General features: G+C 65.1%; 24 protein-coding genes. 12 read left to right on the forward strand and 12 right to left on the reverse strand.

The window, feature by feature from the left end:
• Nucleotides 1–3: 3 nt before the first annotated feature.
• A complete protein-coding gene (lysS, locus tag ABXH26_RS00315; protein ID WP_353565020.1) occupies nucleotides 4–1,482 on the reverse strand; it encodes a lysine--tRNA ligase in 1,479 nt (492 codons plus the stop codon).
• Between the two features lie 105 nt (nucleotides 1,483–1,587).
• Complete coding sequence (locus ABXH26_RS00320; protein ID WP_353565021.1) at nucleotides 1,588–2,715, reverse strand: sensor histidine kinase; 1,128 nt, start codon at nucleotides 2,713–2,715, stop codon at nucleotides 1,588–1,590.
• Between the two features lie 249 nt (nucleotides 2,716–2,964).
• Between ABXH26_RS00320 and ABXH26_RS00325 the strand changes: the two genes are divergently transcribed.
• The gene (locus tag ABXH26_RS00325; RefSeq protein ID WP_353565022.1) at nucleotides 2,965–3,327 is read left to right on the forward strand and encodes a hypothetical protein; all 363 of its coding nucleotides are present in this window, start codon (nucleotides 2,965–2,967) and stop codon (nucleotides 3,325–3,327) included.
• Between the two features lie 13 nt (nucleotides 3,328–3,340).
• Nucleotides 3,341–3,670 (forward strand): hypothetical protein, encoded by a 330-nt coding sequence (locus ABXH26_RS00330; RefSeq protein WP_353565023.1) that lies wholly within the window; start codon nucleotides 3,341–3,343, stop codon nucleotides 3,668–3,670.
• 145 nt (nucleotides 3,671–3,815) lie between these two features.
• On the opposite strand, the gene ABXH26_RS00335 is transcribed toward ABXH26_RS00330, so the two are convergent.
• Complete coding sequence (locus ABXH26_RS00335) at nucleotides 3,816–5,702, reverse strand: ABC-F family ATP-binding cassette domain-containing protein (RefSeq protein WP_353565024.1); 1,887 nt, start codon at nucleotides 5,700–5,702, stop codon at nucleotides 3,816–3,818.
• An 84-nt stretch (nucleotides 5,703–5,786) separates the two neighbouring features.
• On the opposite strand from ABXH26_RS00335, the gene ABXH26_RS00340 reads away from it, so the two are divergent.
• Both ABXH26_RS00340 and ABXH26_RS00345 read left to right on the forward strand, forming a co-directional pair.
• Nucleotides 5,787–7,682, forward strand: coding sequence for a potassium transporter Kup (locus ABXH26_RS00340; protein WP_353565025.1), 1,896 nt, complete (start codon nucleotides 5,787–5,789; stop codon nucleotides 7,680–7,682).
• Between the two features lie 59 nt (nucleotides 7,683–7,741).
• Nucleotides 7,742–8,677, forward strand: coding sequence for an arabinan endo-1,5-alpha-L-arabinosidase (locus tag ABXH26_RS00345; RefSeq protein ID WP_353565026.1), 936 nt, complete (start codon nucleotides 7,742–7,744; stop codon nucleotides 8,675–8,677).
• A 36-nt stretch (nucleotides 8,678–8,713) separates the two neighbouring features.
• On the opposite strand, the gene ABXH26_RS00350 is transcribed toward ABXH26_RS00345, so the two are convergent.
• Nucleotides 8,714–9,355 (reverse strand): acyloxyacyl hydrolase, encoded by a 642-nt coding sequence (locus tag ABXH26_RS00350; protein ID WP_353565027.1) that lies wholly within the window; start codon nucleotides 9,353–9,355, stop codon nucleotides 8,714–8,716.
• A 47-nt stretch (nucleotides 9,356–9,402) separates the two neighbouring features.
• Nucleotides 9,403–9,918, reverse strand: a complete 516-nt coding sequence (locus ABXH26_RS00355; RefSeq protein ID WP_353565028.1) for a YbjN domain-containing protein — start codon at nucleotides 9,916–9,918, stop codon at nucleotides 9,403–9,405.
• 170 nt (nucleotides 9,919–10,088) lie between these two features.
• On the opposite strand from ABXH26_RS00355, the gene ABXH26_RS00360 reads away from it, so the two are divergent.
• The gene (locus tag ABXH26_RS00360; protein ID WP_353565029.1) at nucleotides 10,089–10,679 is read left to right on the forward strand and encodes a prepilin-type N-terminal cleavage/methylation domain-containing protein; all 591 of its coding nucleotides are present in this window, start codon (nucleotides 10,089–10,091) and stop codon (nucleotides 10,677–10,679) included.
• A gap of 286 nt (nucleotides 10,680–10,965) precedes the next feature.
• On the opposite strand, the gene ABXH26_RS00365 is transcribed toward ABXH26_RS00360, so the two are convergent.
• From ABXH26_RS00365 to ABXH26_RS00390, 6 genes are all read right to left on the reverse strand, one after another.
• Entirely contained in the window at nucleotides 10,966–11,601 is a 636-nt protein-coding gene (locus ABXH26_RS00365) for an RNA polymerase sigma factor (protein ID WP_353565030.1), read from the reverse strand.
• Nucleotides 11,602–11,643: 42 nt separating this feature from the next.
• Nucleotides 11,644–12,252: a LutC/YkgG family protein gene (locus ABXH26_RS00370; RefSeq protein ID WP_353565031.1), complete on the reverse strand. Its 609-nt coding sequence runs from the start codon at nucleotides 12,250–12,252 to the stop codon at nucleotides 11,644–11,646.
• A 21-nt stretch (nucleotides 12,253–12,273) separates the two neighbouring features.
• Nucleotides 12,274–13,704 (reverse strand): lactate utilization protein B, encoded by a 1,431-nt coding sequence (locus ABXH26_RS00375; RefSeq protein WP_353565032.1) that lies wholly within the window; start codon nucleotides 13,702–13,704, stop codon nucleotides 12,274–12,276.
• A gap of 36 nt (nucleotides 13,705–13,740) precedes the next feature.
• Complete coding sequence (locus ABXH26_RS00380; RefSeq protein ID WP_353565033.1) at nucleotides 13,741–14,502, reverse strand: (Fe-S)-binding protein; 762 nt, start codon at nucleotides 14,500–14,502, stop codon at nucleotides 13,741–13,743.
• A gap of 131 nt (nucleotides 14,503–14,633) precedes the next feature.
• On the reverse strand, nucleotides 14,634–16,187 hold the full coding sequence (locus tag ABXH26_RS00385) for a glucose-6-phosphate isomerase (protein ID WP_353565034.1): 1,554 nt from the start codon (nucleotides 16,185–16,187) through the stop codon (nucleotides 14,634–14,636).
• A gap of 103 nt (nucleotides 16,188–16,290) precedes the next feature.
• Nucleotides 16,291–16,815 (reverse strand): adenine phosphoribosyltransferase, encoded by a 525-nt coding sequence (locus tag ABXH26_RS00390; protein ID WP_353565035.1) that lies wholly within the window; start codon nucleotides 16,813–16,815, stop codon nucleotides 16,291–16,293.
• 119 nt (nucleotides 16,816–16,934) lie between these two features.
• Here ABXH26_RS00390 and ABXH26_RS00395 point away from each other — a divergent pair, with 119 nt between their 5' ends.
• The 4 genes from ABXH26_RS00395 (at nucleotide 16,935) to ABXH26_RS00410 (ending at nucleotide 19,445) form a co-directional block, all read left to right on the forward strand.
• Nucleotides 16,935–17,528, forward strand: coding sequence for a sigma-70 family RNA polymerase sigma factor (locus ABXH26_RS00395; RefSeq protein ID WP_353565036.1), 594 nt, complete (start codon nucleotides 16,935–16,937; stop codon nucleotides 17,526–17,528).
• Nucleotides 17,529–17,587: 59 nt separating this feature from the next.
• Nucleotides 17,588–17,992 carry a hypothetical protein gene (locus ABXH26_RS00400; RefSeq protein WP_353565037.1) on the forward strand — a complete coding sequence of 135 codons (405 nt, stop codon included), beginning with the start codon at nucleotides 17,588–17,590 and terminating at the stop codon, nucleotides 17,990–17,992.
• Between the two features lie 14 nt (nucleotides 17,993–18,006).
• Nucleotides 18,007–18,849: a S1C family serine protease gene (locus ABXH26_RS00405; RefSeq protein ID WP_353565038.1), complete on the forward strand. Its 843-nt coding sequence runs from the start codon at nucleotides 18,007–18,009 to the stop codon at nucleotides 18,847–18,849.
• Between the two features lie 110 nt (nucleotides 18,850–18,959).
• Nucleotides 18,960–19,445 carry a GNAT family N-acetyltransferase gene (locus ABXH26_RS00410; RefSeq protein ID WP_353565039.1) on the forward strand — a complete coding sequence of 162 codons (486 nt, stop codon included), beginning with the start codon at nucleotides 18,960–18,962 and terminating at the stop codon, nucleotides 19,443–19,445.
• Here the strand turns inward: ABXH26_RS00410 and ABXH26_RS00415 are convergent.
• Entirely contained in the window at nucleotides 19,436–19,849 is a 414-nt protein-coding gene (locus ABXH26_RS00415) for an RrF2 family transcriptional regulator (protein ID WP_353565040.1), read from the reverse strand. The genes ABXH26_RS00410 and ABXH26_RS00415 overlap by 10 nt on opposite strands.
• Here ABXH26_RS00415 and cysE point away from each other — a divergent pair.
• The 3 genes from cysE to ABXH26_RS00430 all read left to right on the forward strand — a co-directional run bounded on the left by cysE (nucleotide 19,848) and on the right by ABXH26_RS00430 (nucleotide 22,931).
• Nucleotides 19,848–20,738, forward strand: a complete 891-nt coding sequence (gene cysE, locus ABXH26_RS00420; RefSeq protein ID WP_353565041.1) for a serine O-acetyltransferase — start codon at nucleotides 19,848–19,850, stop codon at nucleotides 20,736–20,738. The genes ABXH26_RS00415 and cysE overlap by 2 nt on opposite strands.
• Before the next feature lie 23 nt (nucleotides 20,739–20,761).
• The gene (locus tag ABXH26_RS00425; RefSeq protein ID WP_353565042.1) at nucleotides 20,762–21,745 is read left to right on the forward strand and encodes a hypothetical protein; all 984 of its coding nucleotides are present in this window, start codon (nucleotides 20,762–20,764) and stop codon (nucleotides 21,743–21,745) included.
• A gap of 70 nt (nucleotides 21,746–21,815) precedes the next feature.
• On the forward strand, nucleotides 21,816–22,931 hold the full coding sequence (locus tag ABXH26_RS00430) for an aldo/keto reductase (RefSeq protein ID WP_353565043.1): 1,116 nt from the start codon (nucleotides 21,816–21,818) through the stop codon (nucleotides 22,929–22,931).
• The last annotated feature ends 34 nt before the right edge of the window (nucleotides 22,932–22,965 follow it).

The following is a 22,965-nucleotide window of genomic DNA, read 5'->3' on the forward strand; positions in this document are numbered from 1 at the left end:
GGATCACTCCTTCTTCTTCAATAACGGAAACAGCACCACATCGCGGATCGTCGGGGCGCCGGTGAGCATCATGATGAGGCGGTCGATGCCGATGCCGATGCCGCCGGCGGGGGGCATGCCGTGCTCGAGCGTTTCGATGAAGTCGTAGTCGATCTTCTGTTCCTCCTCGCCGCCGGCCTGGTGCTCGAGGCGCTCGCGTTGGACGTCGGGGTCGTTCAGCTCGGAGTAGCCCGGGCTGATTTCCTGGCCGTTGATGATGAGCTCGTACACTTCGACCGTCTTGCCGCCGGGCGTGACCTTGGCGAGCGGGATCAGCTCGCTGGCGACGCGGGTGACGAAGCAGGGGTTGAAGGTGTGTTCCTCGACCTTCTTCTCGAAGACCTGCTGGACGACCTCGTAGTCCTCCATTTCATCGGAGAGCTGCACGCCGAGTTCGTCGCACTTGGCGCGGCGCTGCTCGGGGGTGATGTCGAAGAAGTCGTTGCCGGCGACCTCCTTGACGAGGTCGTGGTAGTTGGCGCGCTTCCACGGGCGGGAGAGGTCGATGGTGCGCAGCACCTCGCCGTTCTCGTCCTTGTGCTCGATCTGGAGGCCGCCGCAGAAGGTCTCGGCGAGGTGGCAGACGAGGCTTTCCACCAACTCGGCCATGATCTCGAAGTCGGCGAAGGCCTGATAGGCCTCAAGCATGGTGAACTCCGGGTTGTGCCGGCGGGAGATGCCTTCGTTGCGGAAGTTGCGGTTGAGCTCGAAGACCTTGGTGAAACCGCCGACGAGCAGGCGCTTGAGGAACAGCTCGGGCGCGATGCGCATCGTGAGCGGCATGCCGAGCGCGTTGTGGAAGGTCTCGAACGGACGCGCGGCGGCACCGCCGGCGACGCTCTGGAGCATCGGCGTCTCGACTTCGAGGTAGCCCTTTTCGTGGAAGAAGTTCCGGATTTCCGCGACCATCCGGGAGCGGGTCACGAAAATGGCGGCGCTCTCCTCGTTCGACATCAGGTCGAGGTGGCGCTTGCGGTACTTGATTTCGCGGTCGGCGACGCCGTGCCACTTGTCGGGCATCGGGCGCAGCGACTTCGAGAGGATGGTGAAGTCGGAGACCTTCACGGTCGGCTCGCCGGTGCGGGTGATGAAGGTCTCGCCCTCAATGCCGATCCAGTCGCCACGGTCGAGGCACTCGAAGATGGCGAGCTGTTCCTCGCTGAGGGCCTTGACGGCGATGAAGCCCTGGATCGCGCCGAGCACGTCGGCGATGTGGAAAAAGCAGGACCGGCCCATGTTACGCAGGCCGGTGATGCGGCCGGCGACCTTGACCTGCAGGCCCTCGGAAAACCCGGCACGCAGGGCGTCGAGCGAGTGGGTCGTTTCAAAAGCCGCCCCGAACGGGTCCACGCCTAGTTCGCGAAGCTTGGCGAGCTTTTCGCGGCGCACGGCGATCAGTTCGGCTTCGGTCGATTGGCTTTGAGGAGCAGTGTCTTCGGACATGGCGGGGGTGGGATTAGAGCATCCCATCCCGGACGTCCAATGTTGAACGCGGAAAATCGACGGAGCCCGGGACCGACGCAGCGGCTGCTGCCGACCCATGTCGGCTCAGTCGGCTGCGGGCCCTTGGAACCGCAGTTCGATCTCGGTTCCGCCGCCAGCGTGGAGCCGGCCGGCGATGGAGCCTCCGTGGTTTTCCATGATCCGGCGGCAGATCGAGAGGCCCATGCCGCTGCCCTCGGTATCGCCGGTGTTGGCGCCGCGCTCGCCGTGGCGGAAGATGCGCTCCAGCTCGCCCTCGGCGATGCCGCGGCCGTTGTCGCGGACGAGAATCGTGGGACCGTTCCCGGAGGTGGAAACCACGGTGATTTCCGGCGGCTCGTCGCCGGCATATTTGACCGAGTTTTCGATCAGATTCCCGAACAACTGGACCAGCAGGACTTTCCGCCCGAGCACCAGCGGAAGCGGCCGCTCGACGTCCACCTTCGCTCCCGCCTGACGAAGGCGGCTGGCGAGACCGGCGAGGGTTTCCTCGAGCACCGCTTCGAGGTCGAGGGGCTCGAGAGCCGGATTTTCCTGCTGCGACAAGGCTTCGGCGTGCAGGTCGCGGATCAGGCGGCTCATGGGGCCCAGCGAGTCCAGCAGCGGCCCGACCTGGGTTCTGGCTTGGTCGAGGTCGCCCCGATCAAGCGTCTCGCGCAGCAGCTCGGCGGCGAACAGCGAACCGCTCATCGGGTTCTTGAGGTCGTGGGTGACCACGCCGGAAAAGGCCTCGAGGTTGCGATTGCTGCGGCGGAGGGCCTCCTCGACCTCCCGGTTCCGGGCGAGCTGCCGCTCCAGCCGCTCGTTCACGCGCCGCAGCCCCGGCAGCTCGAAGGCCTTCGGGGCGGCCCGCACCAGGGCGATGACCGTCGCCCACGACACGACCGCCGTGACGACCTTCATCAGAGCCGAGAAGCGGTAGATCGGGTGGTAGAAAATGATGGCTTCCACCAGATGGGTGGTGCCGCAGCTGAAAATGAAGGCCGCGAAGAGCCAGAACAACCGGGGAAAGGCGAGTTCGGATCGTTTCACCCACCAGAAGGCGGCCAGGGCGATCGGGATGGCCGAGTAGGCGGCCATGATCGAGACGTCGGAAATGATGTGGGTCCAGCCGTGGGCGGAGGTCCAGTGCCCGCAATGCCAGCGCGCTGGGAAATCCGAAGTATCGAAGAGTTTCTCGAGGAAGGCAGGCATAAGATCCTGAGTTTGCGATCGGGCGCGATGCTAGCAGAGAGCCGGGATTGCGAAACCGGATTCAGCTCGGATCGAGAAGACAAAGCACGCCGGTCCTGAGTTGCGGATTGCAATTTGCGGAAGGGTCCCGAGCATTCTGCCTTTTCTTAGGGGATCGCACACATCGCTCAGTGCGCGGAAGATCCCACAGAATCGAGGATTTCTCGGAAACGCCGACTTGGCGCAGCGGTTGCGAGGTGGGGAGGCGCTATGTCAGATTTTCAATCACCTTACGCACCTGAGGGGAATTCCCCGGAACATCCGCGCGGCGAGCATCCCAGCATCTCGTCGATTTCCTCCTCCGAACAAAGCCGGCTGAAGCGCGCCGCCGAGTGCGCCAATCACCGGCTTCACAAGCTTACCTGGCCCGAGATTGCCGTCGCGGCGCTTGCCGGCTTTGCTGTCGGTTGGTTGGTTGCATCGCCGCGACGGCATCCATCCCTGCATGACATTCTCGACGACTCGCTGCGCCCGTGGGCTTCCCGAGGACTGAGCCATGCCTCCGACTCGATCCGCCACAGCCGGCCCTTGAACCTGGTGCAGGAAGGAATCTCCAAGCTCCGCGCATCCTGATCCCCGCACTTCCATGAGTACGATCGATCCCAAGGAACACCCCGAAAAGTGGCTCGAGCAGAAGGCCGGCGAGGGAGCCGACAAGGCCCGCTCCTGCTGCGATGAAATCAAGGAAGCCGCTCGGGAAAATCCCGCTCAAGCCTTGGCCATCGCCTTCGGAGCCGGCTATCTCGCACGAAGCCTGCCGATTTTTCGAACCGCTTCGCTCACCTTGCGCGGCAGCCTTCATCTCTTGCCCTATGTGCTCGGTATCCTCGGCGCGGCCCGGGTTTACGAGGTGGTGCGCGATGAGTATCTCGAAGATAAACAACCGCAGCCCGAGGGGCCGGAGGTCGCGCCGTAGCGCGTCATTTCACCGCCCTGAAGCGGCTTCACGCCCGCGGGGTGGGTGCCAGTCAACTTTCCACGGGCCACCTCCTCGTCGGGGGTGGCCGGTTTTCGAGTAGGGGCATTCGGAAACGACGGTAGCTCTGCGGTCGGATCTTGCGTCAGGCGAGCGCCTCCAGCTCCTCCCAGCGGGCGTAGAGGCGGGCGGTTTCGTCGCGGGCGCGGTCGAGGTCGGAGACGATCTGCGGGACTTGGTCGAAGTGCTCGGTCTGGAAGATCGGGTCGTTGAGCTTCAGCTCCAGCGCCTCGACTTCCGACTCGGCGGCGGTGATGCGGTCTTCGATGCCTTCCAGCTCCTTTTTTTCCGCCAGGGTCAGTTTGCGCGGCTTGTCGGCGGGCTTTTCCGCGGCTTTGCGGCGGGCCTCGGCTTCGCGTGCGGCGGCCTGGGCCTGGGCGCGATGGACGGCTTCGCGCTGCTGACGTTTTTCGAGATAGTACGAGTAGTTGCCGGGCGTGATGTGGACGCCGTCGTCCTCGAAGGCGATGATCCGGTCGCAGATGCGGTCGAGGAAATAGCGGTCGTGCGAGACGACGAGCACGGTGCCGTCGAAGTCGGCGATGGCTTCCTCGAGCATGCGCAGGCTCGGCAGGTCGAGGTCGTTGGTCGGTTCGTCGAGAACGAGCAGGTTGCCGCCGGTCTTGAGCACCTTGGCGAGCATCAGGCGGGCGCGCTCGCCGCCGGAGAGGAGGTCGACGCGCTCGTTGATACGGTCGTCGGAGAAAAGGAAGCGCCGCAGGTAGCCGCGGGCGCCGATGAGCTGGTCGCCGAAGTGGAGTTTTTCATTTCCCTCGGCCACCTCGTCGAGCAGCGAGCCGGAGCCGTCAAGGATCATGCGGGCCTGGTCGATGTAGTTGATGCGGACGCGCTTGCCGAGCTCGGCCTTGCCCTCGCTGGGGGCGAGCTGGTCGAGGCAGAGCTTGAGCAGGGTGGTCTTGCCGACGCCGTTGCGGCCGACGATGCCGGTGCACTCGCCGGCGCGCAGCGAGAGCGTGAGGTGGCGGAACAGCCAGCGCGGCGAAGTACTGGATCCGACGTTGATGCCGGCGTCCTCGAGTTCCACGACCTTGTCGCCAAGAGGTGGCGGCGGCGGGATGAGCAGGTCCATTTCCCGCTCCTCGGGCGGGGCCTCCATGCCCTCGATCTCGTAGAACTTGTCGAGCCGGTGGCGGGACTTGGTGGTGCGCGCCTTGACGCCGGCGCGGACCCACTCGAGCTCCTCGCGCAGGAAGCGCTGGCGGCGGCGCTCGGTTTGCTCGGCGATCTGCTGGCGGATTGCCTTCGACTCGAGGAAGGCGGTGTAGTTGCCAGGGTGCGAGTAGGCTTTTCCCTGGTCGATCTCGATGATGCGGGTGGCGATGACGTCGAGGAAATAGCGGTCGTGGGTGACGAAGATGACGGCGCCGGTGTAGGTCTTGAGGAACTCTTCGAGCCAGCGGATTGAGTCGGCGTCGAGGTGGTTCGTGGGCTCGTCGAGCAGCAACAGGTCGGGTTGCGAGGCGAGCGCGCGACAGAGGGCGACGCGGCGTTTTTCCCCGCCGGACAGCGGACCGGTCTGCGACTCCAGCGGCGGGGTGCCGAGCGCGTTCGAGAGCGACTGGATGCGGGCGTCGAGGTTCCAGCCATCGGCGTGGTCGATGAGGTGGAGCAGGTCGGCCAGCTCGGCCTCGGAGCCGTCGCCATTCTCGTAGCGCTGGATGGCGGTGACGACGTCCTGCGCGCCGGCGGCGATGTTTTCGTGAACGGAGATCTCCGGATCGAGCTCGAACTCCTGGGGCAGGTAGCCGACGCGCAGCTGGCGCTGGCGGGAGATGTCGCCGGAGTCGGCTGAGTTCTGGCCGGCGAGGATTTTCAGCAGCGAGGTTTTCCCGCAGCCGTTGCGGCCGACCAGGCCGACTTTTTCGCCAGCCTCGACGGCGAGCGTGACGCCATCGAGCAGGATCTGGTGGCCGTAGCTGAGGCGGAGGTCTTTGGCGGAGAGGAGCGACATGGGTGAATGAATGGTGGCGGATCGCGGCGTCGGGGCGAGGGTGTTAGTCGCTGCGGGTCCTCCCGACAAGCGTCCCGCCCCGTGATGGACAAGCCGTTTTCCGAAAAAATCAAGAAGCCCGCCCTGCCGGTGATCGCCGCGCTGGGGGTGGTGTTCGGGGACATCGGGACGAGCCCGCTTTATGCCTTCCGCGAGTGCTTTGGGGGCGCGGGCTCGGCACCGGTTTCGCCGGAGAACTTGAGCGGGGCGGCTTCGTTGATCGTGTGGTCGCTGGTGTTCGTGATCTCGCTGAAGTACCTGATTTTCATTCTGCGGCTGGACCACCACGGGGAGGGCGGGATCCTGGCGCTGGCGACGCTGGTGGAGTCGAAGGTGGAGAAAAGCCATACCGCGGCCCGGTTCATTCTGTTGGGGATTGCGGGTTCGGCGCTGATTTATGCCGATGGCATGCTGACGCCGGCGATCTCGGTGCTGGGCGCGGTCGAGGGCTTGGCGGTGAGCGCGCCGGCGGTGGAGCATTGGATCGTGCCGCTGACGGTGGTGATCTTGTTGGGCCTGTTCGCGGTGCAGGCGAAGGGGACCGGCACCGTGGGGCGGTTTTTCGGGCCGGTGATCGGCCTGTGGTTCGCGAGCCTGGCGGTGCTGGGCGTGCGCGGCATCCTGATGGATCCGTCGGTGCTCGCGGGTCTGAGCCCGCATGCGGGCATCACGTTTCTGATCCGCGAGTGGCAGCATGGCCTGCCGGTTCTGGGTGCGGTGTTTCTGGCGGTGACCGGGGGCGAGGCCCTCTACGCGGACCTCGGGCACTTCGGTGCGCGGCCGATCCGGCTGGCGTGGTTCATCGTGGTGTTTCCCGCGCTGGTGCTGAACTACCTCGGCCAGGCGGCGCTGCTGTCGGTGGCGCCGGCGGCCTTGAAAAACCCGTTTTACCTGCTGGCGCCGGACGCGCTGAGGTTTCCGCTGACCCTGCTGGCCACGGCGGCGGCGGTGATCGCCAGCCAGGCGCTGATTTCCGGGGCTTTCTCGCTGACCAGCCAAGCGGTGCAGCTCGGCTGCCTGCCACGGATCCGGATCCGCCACACCTCGGCGAAGCAGCAGGGGCAGGTGTTCGTGCCCGGCGTCAATGGAGCGCTCGGGGTGGCCTGCGTGCTGGTGGTGCTGGGGTTCCGCTCTTCGGGAAACCTCGCGGGCGCCTACGGGATTGCGATCGCCCTGACGATGGCGATCACCTCCGTGTTGTTTTTTTCCGCCGCGCGGCGGGTCTGGGGGTGGCCGCTGGGGAAGGCGCTGGCGGTCTCGGCAGCGTTCCTGGTGGTCGACCTGGCCTTCCTCGTGGCCAACAGCACGAAGATTCTCCAAGGCGGTTGGCTGCCGATCGGAGTGGCCGTTTTCATGATGATCATGATGACGACCTGGCTGTGGGGGCGGCGTCGGACGCGCTTGCGGGAGCAGGAGGAGGAAACCGACATGGAGGCCTTCCTCGGTCAGGTTCAACGCGGGGAAATCCAGCGGGTCGAGGGGTTGGCGGTCTACCTGAACGGCTTCGCCGACACCATCCCGGGCGCGCTGCTCCACAACCTGAAGCACAACCATGTGCTGCACGAGTGCGTGGTCATGCTGCACGTGGAAATGCTCAACCGGCCGCGGGTGTTCGGCCACGAGCTGGGCTTCGCGCATGAGGAATCCGGGGCGGGGATCCACCAGGTGACGCTGCGTTTCGGCTTCCTCGACGAGCCGGACATCCCGGCGGCGATGGAGCGCTTCCTGCCGGAGGAGCTCGGCTTCGAGCCACGGGCGGCGAGTTATTTCCTCGGCCGGGAAACCTACGGCGTGCCGCCGCGGGAAGGGTGGCCGGGCAGGCTGCGCTGGCGGTTTTTCAACCTGATGTCGCGCAATGCCAGCTCCGCGGTCGATTACTTCAATCTGCCGACCAATCGCGTGGTCGAGCTGGGGGCGCGGATGTCCTGCGACGAGGAGTGAGGGCGGAATCGCCGGGTTGAGGATTGAAACATCCGGGCGGGCGCGGCGTTTAGGAATCGATGCGTATCTGGACGGTGCTGGTGATGATTTCGATGATCGGGCTGTTGTCCGCCCAGTGGCGGCGCGAGCCGCCGGTGCATGACCCCTCCACCGTGGTCCGCGAGGGCGGGGATGCCTGGTGTTTCGCGACCGGGCATGGGGTCGCGGTGCTGAAGCAGGATGGCCGAAACTGGAACTACGCAGGTTCGGTTTTTCCCCGCGGAAAATATCCCGAGTGGCACCGGGAGAAGGTCCCGGGAAACGAGGGGCACCTGTGGGCACCGGACGTGATCGAGCTGGGCAACCGCTGGTGCGTTTACTACTCGGTCTCGACCTTCGGGAAAAACACCTCCGCCATCGGCATGGCGAGCCGCAGGAAGCTGGGACCCGGCACCGAGGCCGAACCGTGGGAGGACCAGGGGATGATCATTTCCTCCGGCCGCGGCGACCCATTCAACGCGATCGACCCGGCGGTGATCGAGGACGGGCTGAAGCTGTGGATGAGCTTCGGCAGCTTCTGGGACGGGATCATGCTCATCGAGCTGGACGCGAAAACCGGTCTGCGAAAGGGCCATCGCAAGCCGATCCCGATCGCCAATGCACCGGAAATCGAAGCGCCGTTCATCTACCATCAGGACGGCTGGTTCTACCTCTTTGTGAACTGGGGCCTGTGCTGCCGGGGAAAGGACAGCACCTACGAAATCCGGGTCGGTCGCAGCAGGGACATCGAAGGGCCCTACCTCGACAAGGACGACACGCCGATGACGGCCGGCGGCGGCACGCTGGTGCTGGGCAGCAGGGGGCGTTTCATCGGTCCCGGCCATGCCTCGATCTACCAGAAAGGTCGCAAGCAATGGCTGGTCCATCATTACTACGATGGCGAGGACCGCGGACGGTCGAAGCTGCGTTTGATCGAGCTGGAGTGGAAGGACGGCTGGCCGGAGGTGGAGAGGTAGGAGTCGTCGGGCCCCGGCACGATCGATGCCGGAAACTCAGAACCGCAGGCCCAGGCCCACGGTGAATCCGAGGGCGTCGATGCCGGGGTTGGGCGAGGTCTGGCCGCCGTTGGAGTGGTGGACGAAGTAGGCACCGCCGAGGACGGAGAGATTTTCGCACAATTCGCGTCTCAGGCCCAGATTGGCGAACCAGTTGAGCGTGAAGTCCTGCCCCTGACCGCCGGGGACATTCGTCGAGTCGGTGAGTCCGAGTCCGCCGCCGATCGAGAAAAAGGCGGAGGTCTGCTCGTCGGGGAACCAGTATTCGATCGAGGGAGCGCCGGACACGCCGAGGTAGCCGGTTTCCGGGCCCACGGTGAAAAGCTCCATCATCAGCGAGTAGCGGCCCCGGACAATCAACCGGGCGCCGTTTTCCCCCTCCCACCAATGCAGCTGGGCAGGTGTGCGGAAAGTGAGCTGCGTGGGGACGATCTCATAGTCGATCGGCGTGTTCGAGCCGACGTTCCAGAGGTAGCCGGTTTCCAAAGTGAACTCCCAGGATTCGGAGGGGTGCTCGGCGGCCTGCTGGAATCCCGGGCCGGGAATGCAAGCTGTGGACATGCTTTCGCGGGTAACGGCGGCGGTGTCCGCGGCGAAAGAGGCCGTGGCGCCAGCGGCAAGGAGAATGAGCGGTTTCATGCAGAAATCGGAAATCGGAAATCGGAAATCTTCAATCGGCAATCGAATCACGGCGTATCGTCCTCATCGCCGGGAACCGGCGGGATGAGGTCCTCGCGGAGCAACAGGCGCTCGATGTCGAGGTCGTCGAGGAGATCTTCCGGCGTGCGGACGACGGTCACGGCGTAGGGCGTGAGGCGGTCGAGCTCGGCGACGGTGCAGTGGACCATGGTGGCGACGATGTCGGCGTCGTATTTCTCGCGGTCGAACAGGTTGGTGATGCGAAACACCAGCCGGCCGCGGTCGAGGTCGAACTCGAAGCCGCCGAGATTCAGCGTCTTGTTGGCGCGGGCGAGCAGCTCGAGCACGGAGTGCTGGTGGTCTTCATCGACCGGCAGCGGCACTTCGCCGATGATCGCCAGCGCGTTGAGTGGCGGATAGGCTTGGGCGATGATCTCGATCCGCGTGTGGTGGCCGGTGAAGGCGGCGCGCAGGACGTCCTTTCCCTCCACCTGCTCGCAGTGCCAGCTGTTGCGCCCGAAGGCTTCTTCGACGGAAAGGATCTGCAGCGAGGGTGGGCGCATGGCGGGAGCTTGGAGGAGGGGATCGGGAAGGGAAATGCCGAAATCTGCCGCAAAGCCGCGCCGAAGGGCCGCCTGCGGGCTTGCTCCCTTGGAAATGCAGGGCTAGCGTCGCCCATCGGATCCGGGTCCGTCGCGTCGGGCCCACCCAAACTCGAAAAAAACAACCTGAGATGAAGAAAACCCCAATTGTCCCGGCCAAGCGCCGTGGTTTCACCCTGATCGAGCTGCTGGTGGTGATCTCGATTGTGGCCGTGCTGGCCGCGATGAGCTTTGCCGGTGTCACGGCTGCCATGAAGAAGACCCGGACGACGACTTCCCTCACCTATGCGACCTCGGTGGAGAAGGCCGTGAATGACTTTTATACCGACTACAACCGCCTGCCGGACTTCACGCAGGACGAGATCAAGACCGACTCCGCCCAAGGCGAGGATTTGCTCAAGGTTCTCATGGCGGAGGAAGACGGTCAGCGCGATCTCGATAACAGCCGCAAGGTCCGTTATCTGGAGGTTCCGGAAGGCAAGGCGAACCGCAATGGCCTGATCCGCAGCACCGGTGGCCGCCAGGGTCCGAAGGCGCTCTACGATGCATTTGGTCAGCCCTACACCGTGGTGCTCAATCTTGACTACGAGGACGAACTTGGTTTCTCGATGGGTGGCAAACAGTACCGCCTCCGCGGCAAAAACGTGGCGGTTTTTTCGCCGGGTGCTGATGGCGAAGAGGGCACGTCGGACGACGTCGCCACCTTCCAGAAGAAGCACTAAGTCCTCTCGACCGATTGATCCCCGCCGGCCAAGTGCCGGCGGGGATTTTTTATGGAGTGATAGGCCGGGGGCGGCGGGCAAAGGGGCGGCGGGCATCGACCGCCGGGCAGGTGGGTGGAGCGGGCAGTTCGGGGCGTGGCTTCGAGGTGGCCTCGGGTTGAAGAGCCGCAGGGGGGCGAGGTGGCCTGCTCTCCAACCCGCCCGAACAACTGCGGGCGCGCGCCGCCCCCGTCCGGCGGTCAGAGCCCGCCGCCCCCGTCGGCGGTCAATGCCCGCCGCCTCCGTCTCAGTATCCCGTGAAATGTGCGAGCTTCTCGCGCAGGGTCGTGCGACCTCGGAAAATGAGGCTTTTTACCGAGGAAACGGAGGTCCCGAGCACCTGGGCGATCTCCTCGTAAGGCAGCGACTCATACGCGTAGAGCACCACGGCCGCGCGCTGGTTTTCCGGCAGCTCGGCGATGGCGTGGTCGATCTCGTCGTGCATCTCGTTGCGCAGCGTCTCCGAGTCCGGCTCGATGCGGGCGTCGGCCGCGGTTTCCGCACCGAATTCCTCGCTGCGCTGGTCGGCGGAGACTTCCTTTTTCCGCGAGCGGCGGCGGCTTTCGTTGTAAACGAGATTGCGGGCGATGGTGAAAAGATAAGTCGTGAACTTGGCCTCGGGCTTCCAGCGCTTGGCGTGCTTCCACACGCGCAGGAAGACCCGCTGGGCGAGGTCCTCGGCCTCGATCGGGTCGTTGAGCATCTTGGCGATCATCCCGATGACCACATGCTGGTGGCGCTCGACGAGGGCACGGAACGCCGCCTCGTCGCCGGTGGCGATGCGCGACATCAGGGCGATGTCGCGCTCGTTCTCGGGGTCGATCGACTGGGATTGGGGCTCCGCCATGGGGAACAGCCCGGCGTTCGGGGCAACGGCATCCATGCTTCACGCCGACAACCCGGGGGCGAGGATGAAGTTGCGAGCTCAGTCGGTGAAGTAGGCGATCTGCTCGCCGGGGCCATGGACGCCCTCGATCAGGATGCCCTCGACGTCGGCGGTCTTCGACGGACCGGTGACCCAGATGACGTTGCGGCTCGGGCCGAGCTGCGCGAGGGCGTCGGGGATCGAGCGGTGGATCTGCGACCTGCTCAGCACGGCGACATGGACCCACGGGGAAAGCGCGGCGAGTCGGTCGGCGGTGTGGGCGTCATCGAGGATGATCGAGCCCGTTTCCGCGATCGCTCCGGAGGCGCGGGTGATCCCGAAACGGTAGTCTTCGTAATGGGCGCGATCGTAGCGGGTGAGCACCTCGATGCCGGCTGCGGAAAGGGCTTTTCCCAGCGGAATCATCAGCGTGGGATCGCAGTAGCCGGTCGTGCAGCCTTGCTCCTTGAGGAAGACGGCGAGCGTTTCCGGCGAATCCATCGTCCGGCCGTGGACGGCACCGAGGTTGCGCTCGAAGGCTTCCTTCAGCGAGCCCCGAAGTCGGGTGGGGGAAACGATGGCTTCCCTTTCGAAGCCGGGGTGCGCGGCCTTCTCCGGGATGGGTTCCAGGGCAGCGCGGATTTTGGCGAAGATGGTGTCGCGGGACATGGCGGGGTGGGGGCGGGCTTTTTATTTCCTCTGGGTCGCTGTGGAAGAAATGCCCGCATCACCCTTGCCGCGGTCTTTCATCCAGCGGCGGAAATCCCCGCCGTGGGAGTCGGGGAGGGTGCGCTGGCCGAGCCAGTCTTGGAGAGGGCGCACGGGAGCGGCTTCGAGGGGGAGGTGGTTCATGGTCTTGCTCGCCTTCATGGCGGTGCGCCAGAGCATGGGCGAGGTGGCCAGGGTGGCGAAGGGCGCCATGGGGAGGTCGCCGGGCTGGGGGATGTGCTCTTGTTTGGCCTTGTGGCGCAGGCGCAGCAGGAGGTCGGGGATCGGGATGTCGACCGGGCAGACTTCGTTGCAGGCCCCGCAGAGCGACGACGCCTTCGGCAGGTCGGCGAGGGCCGGGAAGCGGTCGCCGAAGAGGAGCGGGGAAAGCACGGCGCCGATCGGGCCGCCATAGGGGCTGCGGTAGGCGTGGCCGCTCGCCTGCCGGTAAACCGGGCAGACGTTCTGGCAAGCGGAGCAGCGGATGCAGCGGAGGATTTCCCGGCAGTTCGACGCGAGCACGTCGGTGCGGCCATGGTTCATGAGAACGACGTGCATTTCCTCCGGTCCACTCGGTTGGGCGTCGTCCTTCGGGCCGGCGATGAACTCGGTGTAAACGGTGAGCTGCTGGCCGGTGGCGGAGCGGCCGAGGAGGTTGAGGAAGACGCCGAGGTCGCGGTCGGTGGGGACGATTTTTTCGATCCCGATCAGCGCGATGTGGAGCTTCGACGGAGCCATGCCGAAGCGCGAGTTGCCCTCGTTGGTGACCAGCACGACACGGCCGCTTTCCGCGGAAATGAAGTTGCCGCCGGTGATGACGGCCTCGGCCTGCATGTATTTTTCCCGCAGGAAAACCCGGGCGCGGCGGGTGATCGTTTCCGGGTCGTCGTTGTAGTCATCGGCCAGTCCGGCGCGCTGGAAGGTGCGGGCGATCTCGCGGCGGTTCTTGTGGATGATCGGGCGGACGATGTGGGAGGGCTCGTCGCCATCGAGCTGGAGGATGAACTCGCCGAGGTCGCTTTCGAGGACCTCGATGCCGTTCTCGATGAGGAAGGGGTTGAGGTGGATTTCCTCGGAGGCCATCGACTTCGACTTGGTCAGCCGGCTGACCTCGTGCTCGCGAAGGATGGAAAGGACGGCGTTGCGGGCGTCGTCGCCGCTGTCGGCGAAGTGGACCGTCACGCCGTTTCGCGTCAGCGAGGCCTCGGCCTGCTCGAGGTAGCGGTCGAGGTGGTGGAGCGTGTGGTCCTTGATGTTTCCCGCGAGGCGGCGCAGCGCGTTCGGATCCTCGAAGTCGGTGAACAGGGCGGACTTCCGCTTGTCGGTGCTGGCGATCGAGCCGCTGTGGACGGAGGTCTGCTTTTCCTCGCCGATCTCGCGGGCGTAGGTGTCGATGGGTTGGCGCAGGCTCAAGATGGTAGGTGGTGGATGGTGGTGGATGGCCCCTTGCTACTTGTTCCTCGCTACCAAGGTATCCCGCAGGACTTGGATGACGTGCCGGTGCTCGATGCCGCGGCCCTGGACCCGGGCGAGGCCGGTGAGGTGCATGAGGCAGGACATGTCGGCGGAGACGAGGAGGTCGGGACGCTGCTCGAGGATGTGGTCGAGCTTCAGCGAGCCCATGCGGCCGGAGATGTGGGGGAAGGTGACGGAGAACGTGCCGCCGAAACCGCAGCACTGATCGTCCTGACCGAAGCTGACCACCTCGGCGTGGCGGATCGACGACAGCAGCGTGTTCGCCGCCTCACCGGTGTGGGTGCCGCGGGTGTGGCAGGAGCGGTGGAAAGCGATGCGGGTGTGCTTTTTGAAAGCGCCGTCCCAGCTTGTGATGCCGAGGCCGTTGACGATGAAGTCGATGATTTCCCAGGTCCGTCCAGCGAGCGAATCGATGGCGGAGTCCGGGCATTCCTCGAATTGCAGCCGGTTGCCGTGGAAATGCATGGCCGCGCAGGAGCCGCTCGGGACGATGACCGGCAGGTCGCCGGCGAAGACCTTGGCGGTGTGACGGGCGACCTTGCGGGAGGACTTCCAATCGCCCGAGTTGAAGGCCGGCTGGCCGCAGCAGGTCTGGTTTTCCGGGAAAATAACCTCCACGCCCAGGTACTCGAGGACCTCGACCGAGGCGCGGGCCGCATCGTCGTAGAAGGCGTCACAGAGGCAGGTGGCCATGAAGAGGACCTTGTTTCCGACGGGGCGCTGGGTGGCGGGCATTGGGATGAGGCTAAAGAAGGAAAACGGGCCCGGCAATTTCGCGAAGGGGCATCGGAGCCCAAGAAAAAAGCCGTGCCCGGGGGCGGGCACGGCTTTTCTGAATGATACGTTTTGGAAACGTAAGTTACCCGTTAGAGGGAAAAGGTATCCCCCTCCGGGGTGTCCCCGAGGGCGATCTGGACCTCGCCGTTGGCGGCGAGGTGGTTGAGGCAGTGGTAGACGTCCTCAGGGTCGCCATCGACCTCGTAGGCCACCTCGGCGGCGTTCTTCGGGTCCGCGGTGAGGCGGCCGCGGACGGCGTTGAGAAGATCGAGGAAGGTGGCGGCGGCCTTTTTCCCAGCCTCCACACCGGGCTGGTGGTAGGCGTTGATGTTGACCAGCGAGGCGTAGAAGGACACGGCGCGCTCGAAGAGGGCGATCAGCATGCCGAGGGTGAAGGGGTTCACCTCGCCGATCGAGATCGTGATCGACTTGCGGCCGGACTCGTAGAGCGCCTTGCGGGTGCCGCGGAGGAAGCCCTGCAGGTAGTCGGCGGAGGTGTTGCCGGGCTCGACCTCGATCGTGTCGCCGTCGCGACCCTTGCGGACCTCGATGAAGGTGGCGAAGAAGTTCGGGACGCCGTCGCGCAGCTGCTGGACGTAGGCGTGCTGGTCGGTCGAGCCCTTGTTACCGTAGACGGCGATGCCCTGGTGCACCGTGTTGCCGTCGAGGTCCTCGCTCTTGCCGAGCGACTCCATGACGAGCTGCTGGAGGTATTTGGAAAACAGGACCAGCGAGTCCTTGTAGGGCAGGACGACCATGTCCTTTTCGCCCTTGCCGTTGCCGGCGGCATGCCAGGCGAGCGCGAGACGCATGGCGGCGTTGGTTCCGGCATCGGCCTTGCGCGTTTCCTCATCCATCGCGGCGGCGCCGGCGAGGAAGTCGTCGATGTCGATGCCCTGCAGCGCGGCCGGGACCAGGCCGACGGTGGACATGACGGAGGTGCGCCCGCCGACCCAGTCCTCCATCGGGAACTTGGCGAGGAAGCCCTCTTCGTCGGCGAACTTGTCGAGCTTCGAGCCCTCGCCGGTGATGGCGACGGCGTGCTTGCCGAAGTCAAGCCCGGCAGCGTCATAGGCGGCCTTGGCCTCGACCATGCCATTGCGGGTTTCCGGGGTGCCGCCGGATTTGGAGACGACGAGCACCAGCGTGCGCGAGAGCCCGGTCTGGCCGATTTCGGCCAGGGTGCGGTCGATGCCGGCCGGGTCGGTGTTGTCGAAAAAGTGGATGTTGAGCTGCGAGTCGTGGCCGAGGGCGTCGTTCACCAGCTGAGGGCCGAGAGCGGAGCCGCCGATGCCGATGAGCAGCAGGTTTTCAAAACGCTCGCCACCCGGTGCGGCGACCTCGCCGCCGTGGACCTTCACGGCGAACTCCTTAAGCGCGGCGAGCGGCCCGGTGATGGCGGCGCGGAGTTCGTCGGTGGGGGCGAGCTCGGGCTTGCGCAGCCAGTAGTGGCCGACCATGCGCCCCTCGTCCGGGTTGGCGATCTCGCCGGCTTCGAGCTTCTGGAGGTCAACGAAGGCCTTCTCGATTTTCCCGGACATGCCCTCCAGCCAGGAGGCATCGAGGTCCATCAGGGAGGTGTCGAGCGAGAAGCCGAGGTCGGGGTAGCGGATCAGGGAGGCGGAGTAGTTGCTCAAGGACATGGTCGGATGGGTCGTTGGACGGAACCTAGCGGGGGAGGGGAGCCGGGCAAGCCGCAGGGATGGCTTAATCGGGCATCGCGCTCGTTAGTGACATGAGGGCCCCTCATTCATAGGCCAGGATCGATTCGATCCGGTGGTCGCCGAGCGCCTGGCGACCATGGAGAAACGAGAGCTCGATGAGGAAGGAGGCGGCGACGAGGTGGGCGCCGAGGCCATCGATGAGCTGGACGGCGGCCGCTGCGGTGCCGCCGGTGGCGAGGAGGTCATCGACGAGCAGCACCTTTTCACCGGTGGCGAGGGCGTCCTCGTGGATCTCGACGGTGGCCTCGCCGTATTCGAGGGAATAGGCGAGCCCGCGGGTCTGCCAGGGCAGCTTGCCGGCCTTGCGGATCGGCACGAAGCCGGCCCCGAGGCGATCGGCCACGGCGGCGGCGAAGATGAAACCGCGGGCGTCGATGCCCACGACCTTGTCGATTTTTTCGCCGCGGGCGGTGTCGCAGAGCAGCGAGATCGACTGCCTGAAGTGGGAGGGGTCGGAGAGGATGGGGGTGATGTCCTTGAAGACGATGCCGGGTTTCGGGAAATCCGGGACATCGCGGATGGCGGAGCGGAGGGAGTCGGTGCTCATGGGCGCACGCTGAAGGAATCCGTCTGATCGGCAAGCGTGGAACGCCGGTGTTTGCTACTGACAGGAATGGCCTGGCGTGTAGCCTCGTCGCGCACCCCTTACTGTTGTTTCACCCCCACATGCCGGATGACTTCCGCCAGCCGGATCCGGATGCCGACCTCGTCGAACGCGCACGGCATGGGGACACGCGCGCCTTCGACGCGCTGATCTTGAAGTATGGCGACCGGCTCTACGGCCTGATTTACAACATGACCTCCCACAAGGAGGACACGCATGACCTGCTGCAGGATGTGTTCGCCAAGGCCTACCATTCGCTGCCGCGCTTCAAGGGCAAGTCGTCGTTCTACACCTGGATCTACCAGATCGCGGTGAACATGACCCTGAACTTCCTCAAAAAAAGGAAGCGGCGCAGCGGGCTGTCCCTCAACGATCTCGACTCCTCCGTGCAGCAGGACCCCGCGCTGGTGGACGTGACGAACGAGTCCAATCCTGAAAAGCAAAGCAATCTGAATGAATTGCAGAAAAGATTGAACGAAGCCATGCAGCGTCTGTCTGAATCCCACAGAACGGTGGTGACCCTGTTCGACATCCAGGGGGTGCCGCATGGGGAAATCGCCGCCATTCTGAAAGTGTCGGAGGGCACCGTGAGATCCCGTCTGCACTATGCCCACCAGCAGCTTCAGACCTACCTTCAGGATTTCTGGGATCGTTGAATTCTAAAAAAATCTTGCGGCGGGCGCGAAAATTTAGGATTTATTAACCAATCACCGCCGTGAAACCGACCGAGCAACAGCTAAGTGATCTTCTGGCATTGAAGCGCCACGAGCGCCCGCCGCAGGGTTACGTGGAGGATTGCCTTCGTGAATTCCACGCCCGTCGTGCGGCCGAATCCCGGCGTGCGCCTGCCGGCCGTGGCTGGTGGGAGAAGGTTTCCGAGTGGTTCGTGGAACGCAGCGTCGCCCGCTGGGTGTATGGTGCGGGCGTGGCCTATGCGGCCATCGTGGCGGTGGTGTTCCTGTTGCCGCGCGAGCAGGCGACCGATGCCATCCGGCCCCAGCCGGCCGGCAACCTGAAGGTGTTGCCCATCGAGCCCGTCAACGGGCCGGCCCAGCTTCCGAACCTTGACCTGGCGGACGACGCCAAGGCCGAGGTGGGCGATCCGGTTCCGGAATTCTGAACCCCGGAGCTGCGATGAAGCTCCGGATGGCGGGTTGCCTGTGGGGGGCTGCCCTCATGGTCGGGCTCTTGCCGCTGGATCGTGCACGAGGCCAGGGAGGCTGGCGCCTTGCCGAGAATGGCGGGGCGATTCCCAGCCAGCCGGTGGCGGTCTTCGAGGCCGGTGGTTCCGGCATCCGAATCACGGCCCTGCCGGCGGGCATGGAGCTGCAGCAGTCGCCCGGGCTGGGTCCGGGCTGGAGGAAATGCGGGGTGGACCCGGTTTCCCGGCTGGTGGCTTATGTCCATGGCAGCCCAAGTTTCGATCCCTCCGGTTTTTCCCTGGCCTGCACGGTCGGGAACCTGCTGCAGGCTCCGGACGGGGCGCCGATGAAGGTGATCAAGAAAGTCCAGCAGTGGCATGGGAACTTCCTGCCGTTCACGCTGTATCTCGCCGAGGGACCGAATCCCTTGCCCGTGGGCGCTCCTCTGCGCGACGGCTCCGGCCGGGTGGCCGGCGTGGTTTCGCGGGTGGAGAGCCGGGGGCGGGTGCTGCTGGTTCCGGGAGAGGTGGTGGAAAGGGTGGTGGCCGACCTGGTGGAGCACGGACGGCTGCGCCGCGCCCATCTGGGGGTATCGATGTCGCCCGCCCGGCCGGAGGCGAGCCTCACCCAGGTGATGGACGGCGGTGCGGCGGCGCGGGCCGGGCTGAAAGCGGGGGATCGCATCCGCAAGGTCGATGGAGCCCCCGTTTCAGGCTACGCCGATGCCGTGCATGCGTTTTTTCTCATGAGACCCGGCCGCCAAGCGGCGGTCGAAATCGCCCGAGACGGTCGGGTGATGGTCCTCGAAGTGAAGCCGGATCTGGCGACGAAGTGATGGTCGAAGTCCGAACCTTGGTGGGCGCTGAGATCGAGCCCGCGCTGCCGGAACTCGCGGCCCTCCGGATCGAGGTTTTCCGGGAGTTTCCCTATCTCTACGAGGGCAGCGTGGAATCCGAGCAGGAATACCTGGCGGAGTTCGCGTCGGCTGACCGGGCGGCGTTGGTGATCGCGACCATGGAAGGCGCGATCGTCGGCGCTTCCACCGCCTTGCCTCTCGCGGCGGCGAACGATTCCTTTATCGAGCCTTTCAGGAACGCGGGGAAAGATCCGGCCGACTGGTTTTACTTCGGGGAGTCGGTCCTCCGGATAACGCTGCGGGGGCAAGGGGTCGGGGCCCGGTTTTTCGAGCAGCGGGAACGCCACGCGGCCGACCTCGGCTTTCGCAAGATGGCCTTCTGCGCGGTGGATCGGGAGCCGGAGCACCCCCTCCGCCCGTCCGGCTACCGCCCGTTGGACGGGTTTTGGGGAAGGCGGGGCTTTGAAAAGCAACCCGGCTTGGTGGCGAGGCTCGCCTGGCGACAGGTGGACGGATTGGAGGTCGCGAACCGCCTCGTGTTCTGGACCAAGGAACTTGCGGATCCTCAGATGTAGAACATGGGCCCGGCGCTGCGTTCGGCGAGGGTGCGCAGGTCCATTTTCGCGAGCTCCTTGCGGGTCTGCTCGAGAACCGATCCCCAGGCCAGCCGGACCACGTTTCCGCTTTCACCCTCGCTGCCGTTGGTCCCGGCCAGCATGGACGGCTCGACGGCATTGACCACGTCGAGCAGCGAAATGTTCACCGGGGATCGCCCCAGCAGATAGCCGCCGGCTTTTCCGCGGCGGCTGTCGACCAAGCCATCGCGCTTGAGGTCATTGAGGATCTGGACCAGAAAGTTCGAGGAAACTGCTTCTCGTTGCGCCAGTTCATCGAGGCGTGTAAGGGTTTTCCCGTCATGCCGCTTGGCGAGCTGCACCATTGCTCGGCAGGCGTAGTCGAGTTTTTGAGAGATCCTCATGGAGTCAACGCAACACACTCAGGCCAAGGCGGGAAGCGCGAAGCATGTCCGTATTTGCGAATCTCGTGACATTGACGTGGCGGAAATCTGGCGGGAGGTCGTGGAACGGGCACGCCTGACCGCCGGCACCGAGCCGGGTTTGAGCAAGCTCGTTGAGGATATCGTCCTTTCCCGGTCGGGCCTCGGTGAGGCACTGGCGGTTCGACTGTCGCGCAAGCTGGCCCGGGAGGACATGACCCGGGAAGAGCTGCACCCGTTGCTTTTCGATGTCCTGAACGAAAACCCGTGGATCGTGGCCAGCGCCGCCCGCGACCTTCAAGCGATCGTCGAACGCGATCCGGCCTGCGATTCGCCGCTCCATCCGCTGCTCTTTTTCAAGGGTTTCCTCGCCATTTCCACTTACCGGATTTCCCACCAGTTCTGGCGGGCCCGGCGCTGCGCGCTGGCGTATTATTTCCAGAGCCTGGCCAGCGAGGTCTTCGGCGTGGACATCCACCCCGCGGCCGAGATCGGCTGCGGGATCATGCTCGATCATGCCACCAGCTTCGTGGTCGGGGAAACGGCGATCATCGAGGATGATGTGTCGATCCTCCACGAGGTCACGCTCGGGGGCACGGGCAAGGCGACGGGCAACCGCCACCCCATCGTTCGCAGCGGGGTCCTCCTCGGGGCGGGTGCCAAGATCCTCGGCCGGGTGGAAATCGGCGAAGGAGCCAAGGTCGGAGCCGGCAGCGTGGTGCTCAATGATGTGCCGCCCCACTCCACCGTGGCCGGCGTGCCGGCGGTGGTGGTCGGTCTGAGTTCCAGCTTCTCACCGGCGCTCGATATGGACCAGCGCTTGGTTTGCGAGGCCGTCCGGCGCCGCGAATCTGAGGCTAGCCAAAGTTAACAAACCCTGATATTTGACGGGTCATGGACTGCGCCCGGTATCTTTTTCTCATCGCGATGCTGCTGGTGTCGGGGTGCGAAAAGATCAGCGGGCTTCTGGGAAAGGAGGGGACTTCGGTTGGCCTGACCACGCCGGTTCCAGGGGGTGAGGTCGATCCGACCTATGGTGCGCTGGTGAAGCGGTCCGCCGATGGCGTGAGTTTCCGCCGCGACCTGCCATTTCCCTCGGAGATCCGGGGCAAGGTGCGGATCGTGGAGGATCGCGACCACGTCCGGGTGGTGGGGCAGTCGGCGATCGGGCGGGAAACGGAGGTCCTGAACGGCAAGGTCGAAACCCTGGTGACCTATCTCAAGCGCTCGGGGGAGTTCCTCCTGACCCTCGACCAGGCCGAGCGCCTGATCCTCGACAAGGACGACGAGGAAGTTCGCGACGTGGTCAAGCCGGCCTCGTCCGGAGCCCCCGAAGGCAAGACCCTGCATTACCTTCTCGGCGAAAAGGGCTGGTATCACAAGGGCGCGCGCAGCGAGACCGACTTCGAGGTGATCGTGTGGGCCGATGCGGTGGGGGACGACCTGCCGAACCTGATGGTCGAGGCGGGTGCCCACCCTCGCAGCCAGTGGTTTTCCTCGGCCCGGTCGTGGAGAAAGGACGACCGAATCGTCCTCACAGGAAACACCATCAAGCTGCTCGAACCCTTCAATGTGGGCGGGCGGGTGACGCTGGTCTTCGAGGCGGAGGAAGCCGTCGGTGGCCATCCCTGCGGGCGCTTCGCGGTGGAGGGCGCGTATTCGGTGAAAAACCGGCCCAGCCTGCAAGGCGACCGTCACGACATGGAGGTGACGATTACCGGCGGCCACATCTGGGCATCGCTGCTCTACCCGGTGATCCTCTACGAGGATCTTGAGGAAATCCGCACCGTGACTTCCCGTCGCGGCAGCATGCAGAAGCACCTGCAGGGGTCCGTGAGGTTGACCCGCTCGCGGGCTTGGGATCCGGCGCAGAAATAGCCGTTGCCCGAGGCGGCAGGGGACGGTCCGCACCGTTGACCGGACGGTTCCGGGCCCTTATGTCGGGGCCATGGATCTGACCACCACGGCATACGGGACTTGGAGCGGCGGCCGCTTCATGCATTTCGGCGAAACGCTCGACGAGGCACGTTACCGGAGCTGCATTCAGCTCGCCTACGAGGCGGGCTTCCGCACCTTTGTGACGGCCGACGTTTATGGCAATGGCAAGGCCGACGAGCTGCTGGGCGAGGCCCTGGAAGGCATCGACCGCGACAGCTACTGCCTGGTGGGCACGCTGGGGCACGATTTTTACCAGGGCCAGCGGCAGGGAAACCGGGGATATCCGCGTTTTACGGATCCCGAGCTGCGCGGGCCCGAGGGCTACCTGTCCTACCTCCGGATGGCCTGCGAAAAGTCGCTCGAGCGCTGCCGCACGAACCACTTCGACCTCGTCATGCTCCATAATCCCGACGAAGCCGGATACACCAACCCGGCAGTGTGGGAAGGCATGGAAGCGCTGCGGGGGGAAGGCCTGGCCGGAATGCTGGGGATCGCGCCGGGGCCGGCCAACGGCTTCACGCTCGACCTGATCCATTGTCTCGAGCAATTCGGCGATTCGATCGATTGGGCCATGCTGATCCTCAACCCGCTCGAGCCGTGGCCGGTCGGGCTGGCGCTGCCGGCGTGCGAAAAGTTCGGTACGAAGGTGCTGACGCGGGTGGTGGATTTCGGCGGGCTGTTCTTTGGCGACATGAAGGAGGGCCACGAGTTCAAGCCCGGCGACCACCGCGCCTATCGCCCGGACGGCTGGGTGGAGCACGGGCTGGAAAAAATCGAGCGCATGCGGCCGATCGCGGACCGGCACGGGCTGACCATGGTGCAGTTCGCCGCGATCTGGAACCTGAGCCAGAAGCCGGTCGAAAGCGTGGTGCCGACCTTCATCCAGGAAGCCGGCGACCAAGCCCGGCCGATCGAGGACCGGATCCGCGAGTTCGCCGTCATGCCGGAGCTGCGCTTGTCCGCGGAGGAAATCGAGGAGGTCAAGGCGATCGGCGACAACACCGGCTGCATGATGCTCAAGGGCGCAAGCAAGCGCCACGAAACCAGCGAACGGCCCGACGAATGGCCAATGCGCGCCGATCTCCTGCAACTCGCGGGACGCTACGGGCTGGGCGAGGATTGGTGAGATCGCCGCGCTGTGCCATGTTCCGGCATGGCGC

The sequence above is a fragment of the Haloferula sargassicola genome (assembly GCF_040362925.1).
Taxonomy (GTDB): Bacteria; Verrucomicrobiota; Verrucomicrobiia; order Verrucomicrobiales; family Akkermansiaceae; genus Haloferula; species Haloferula sargassicola.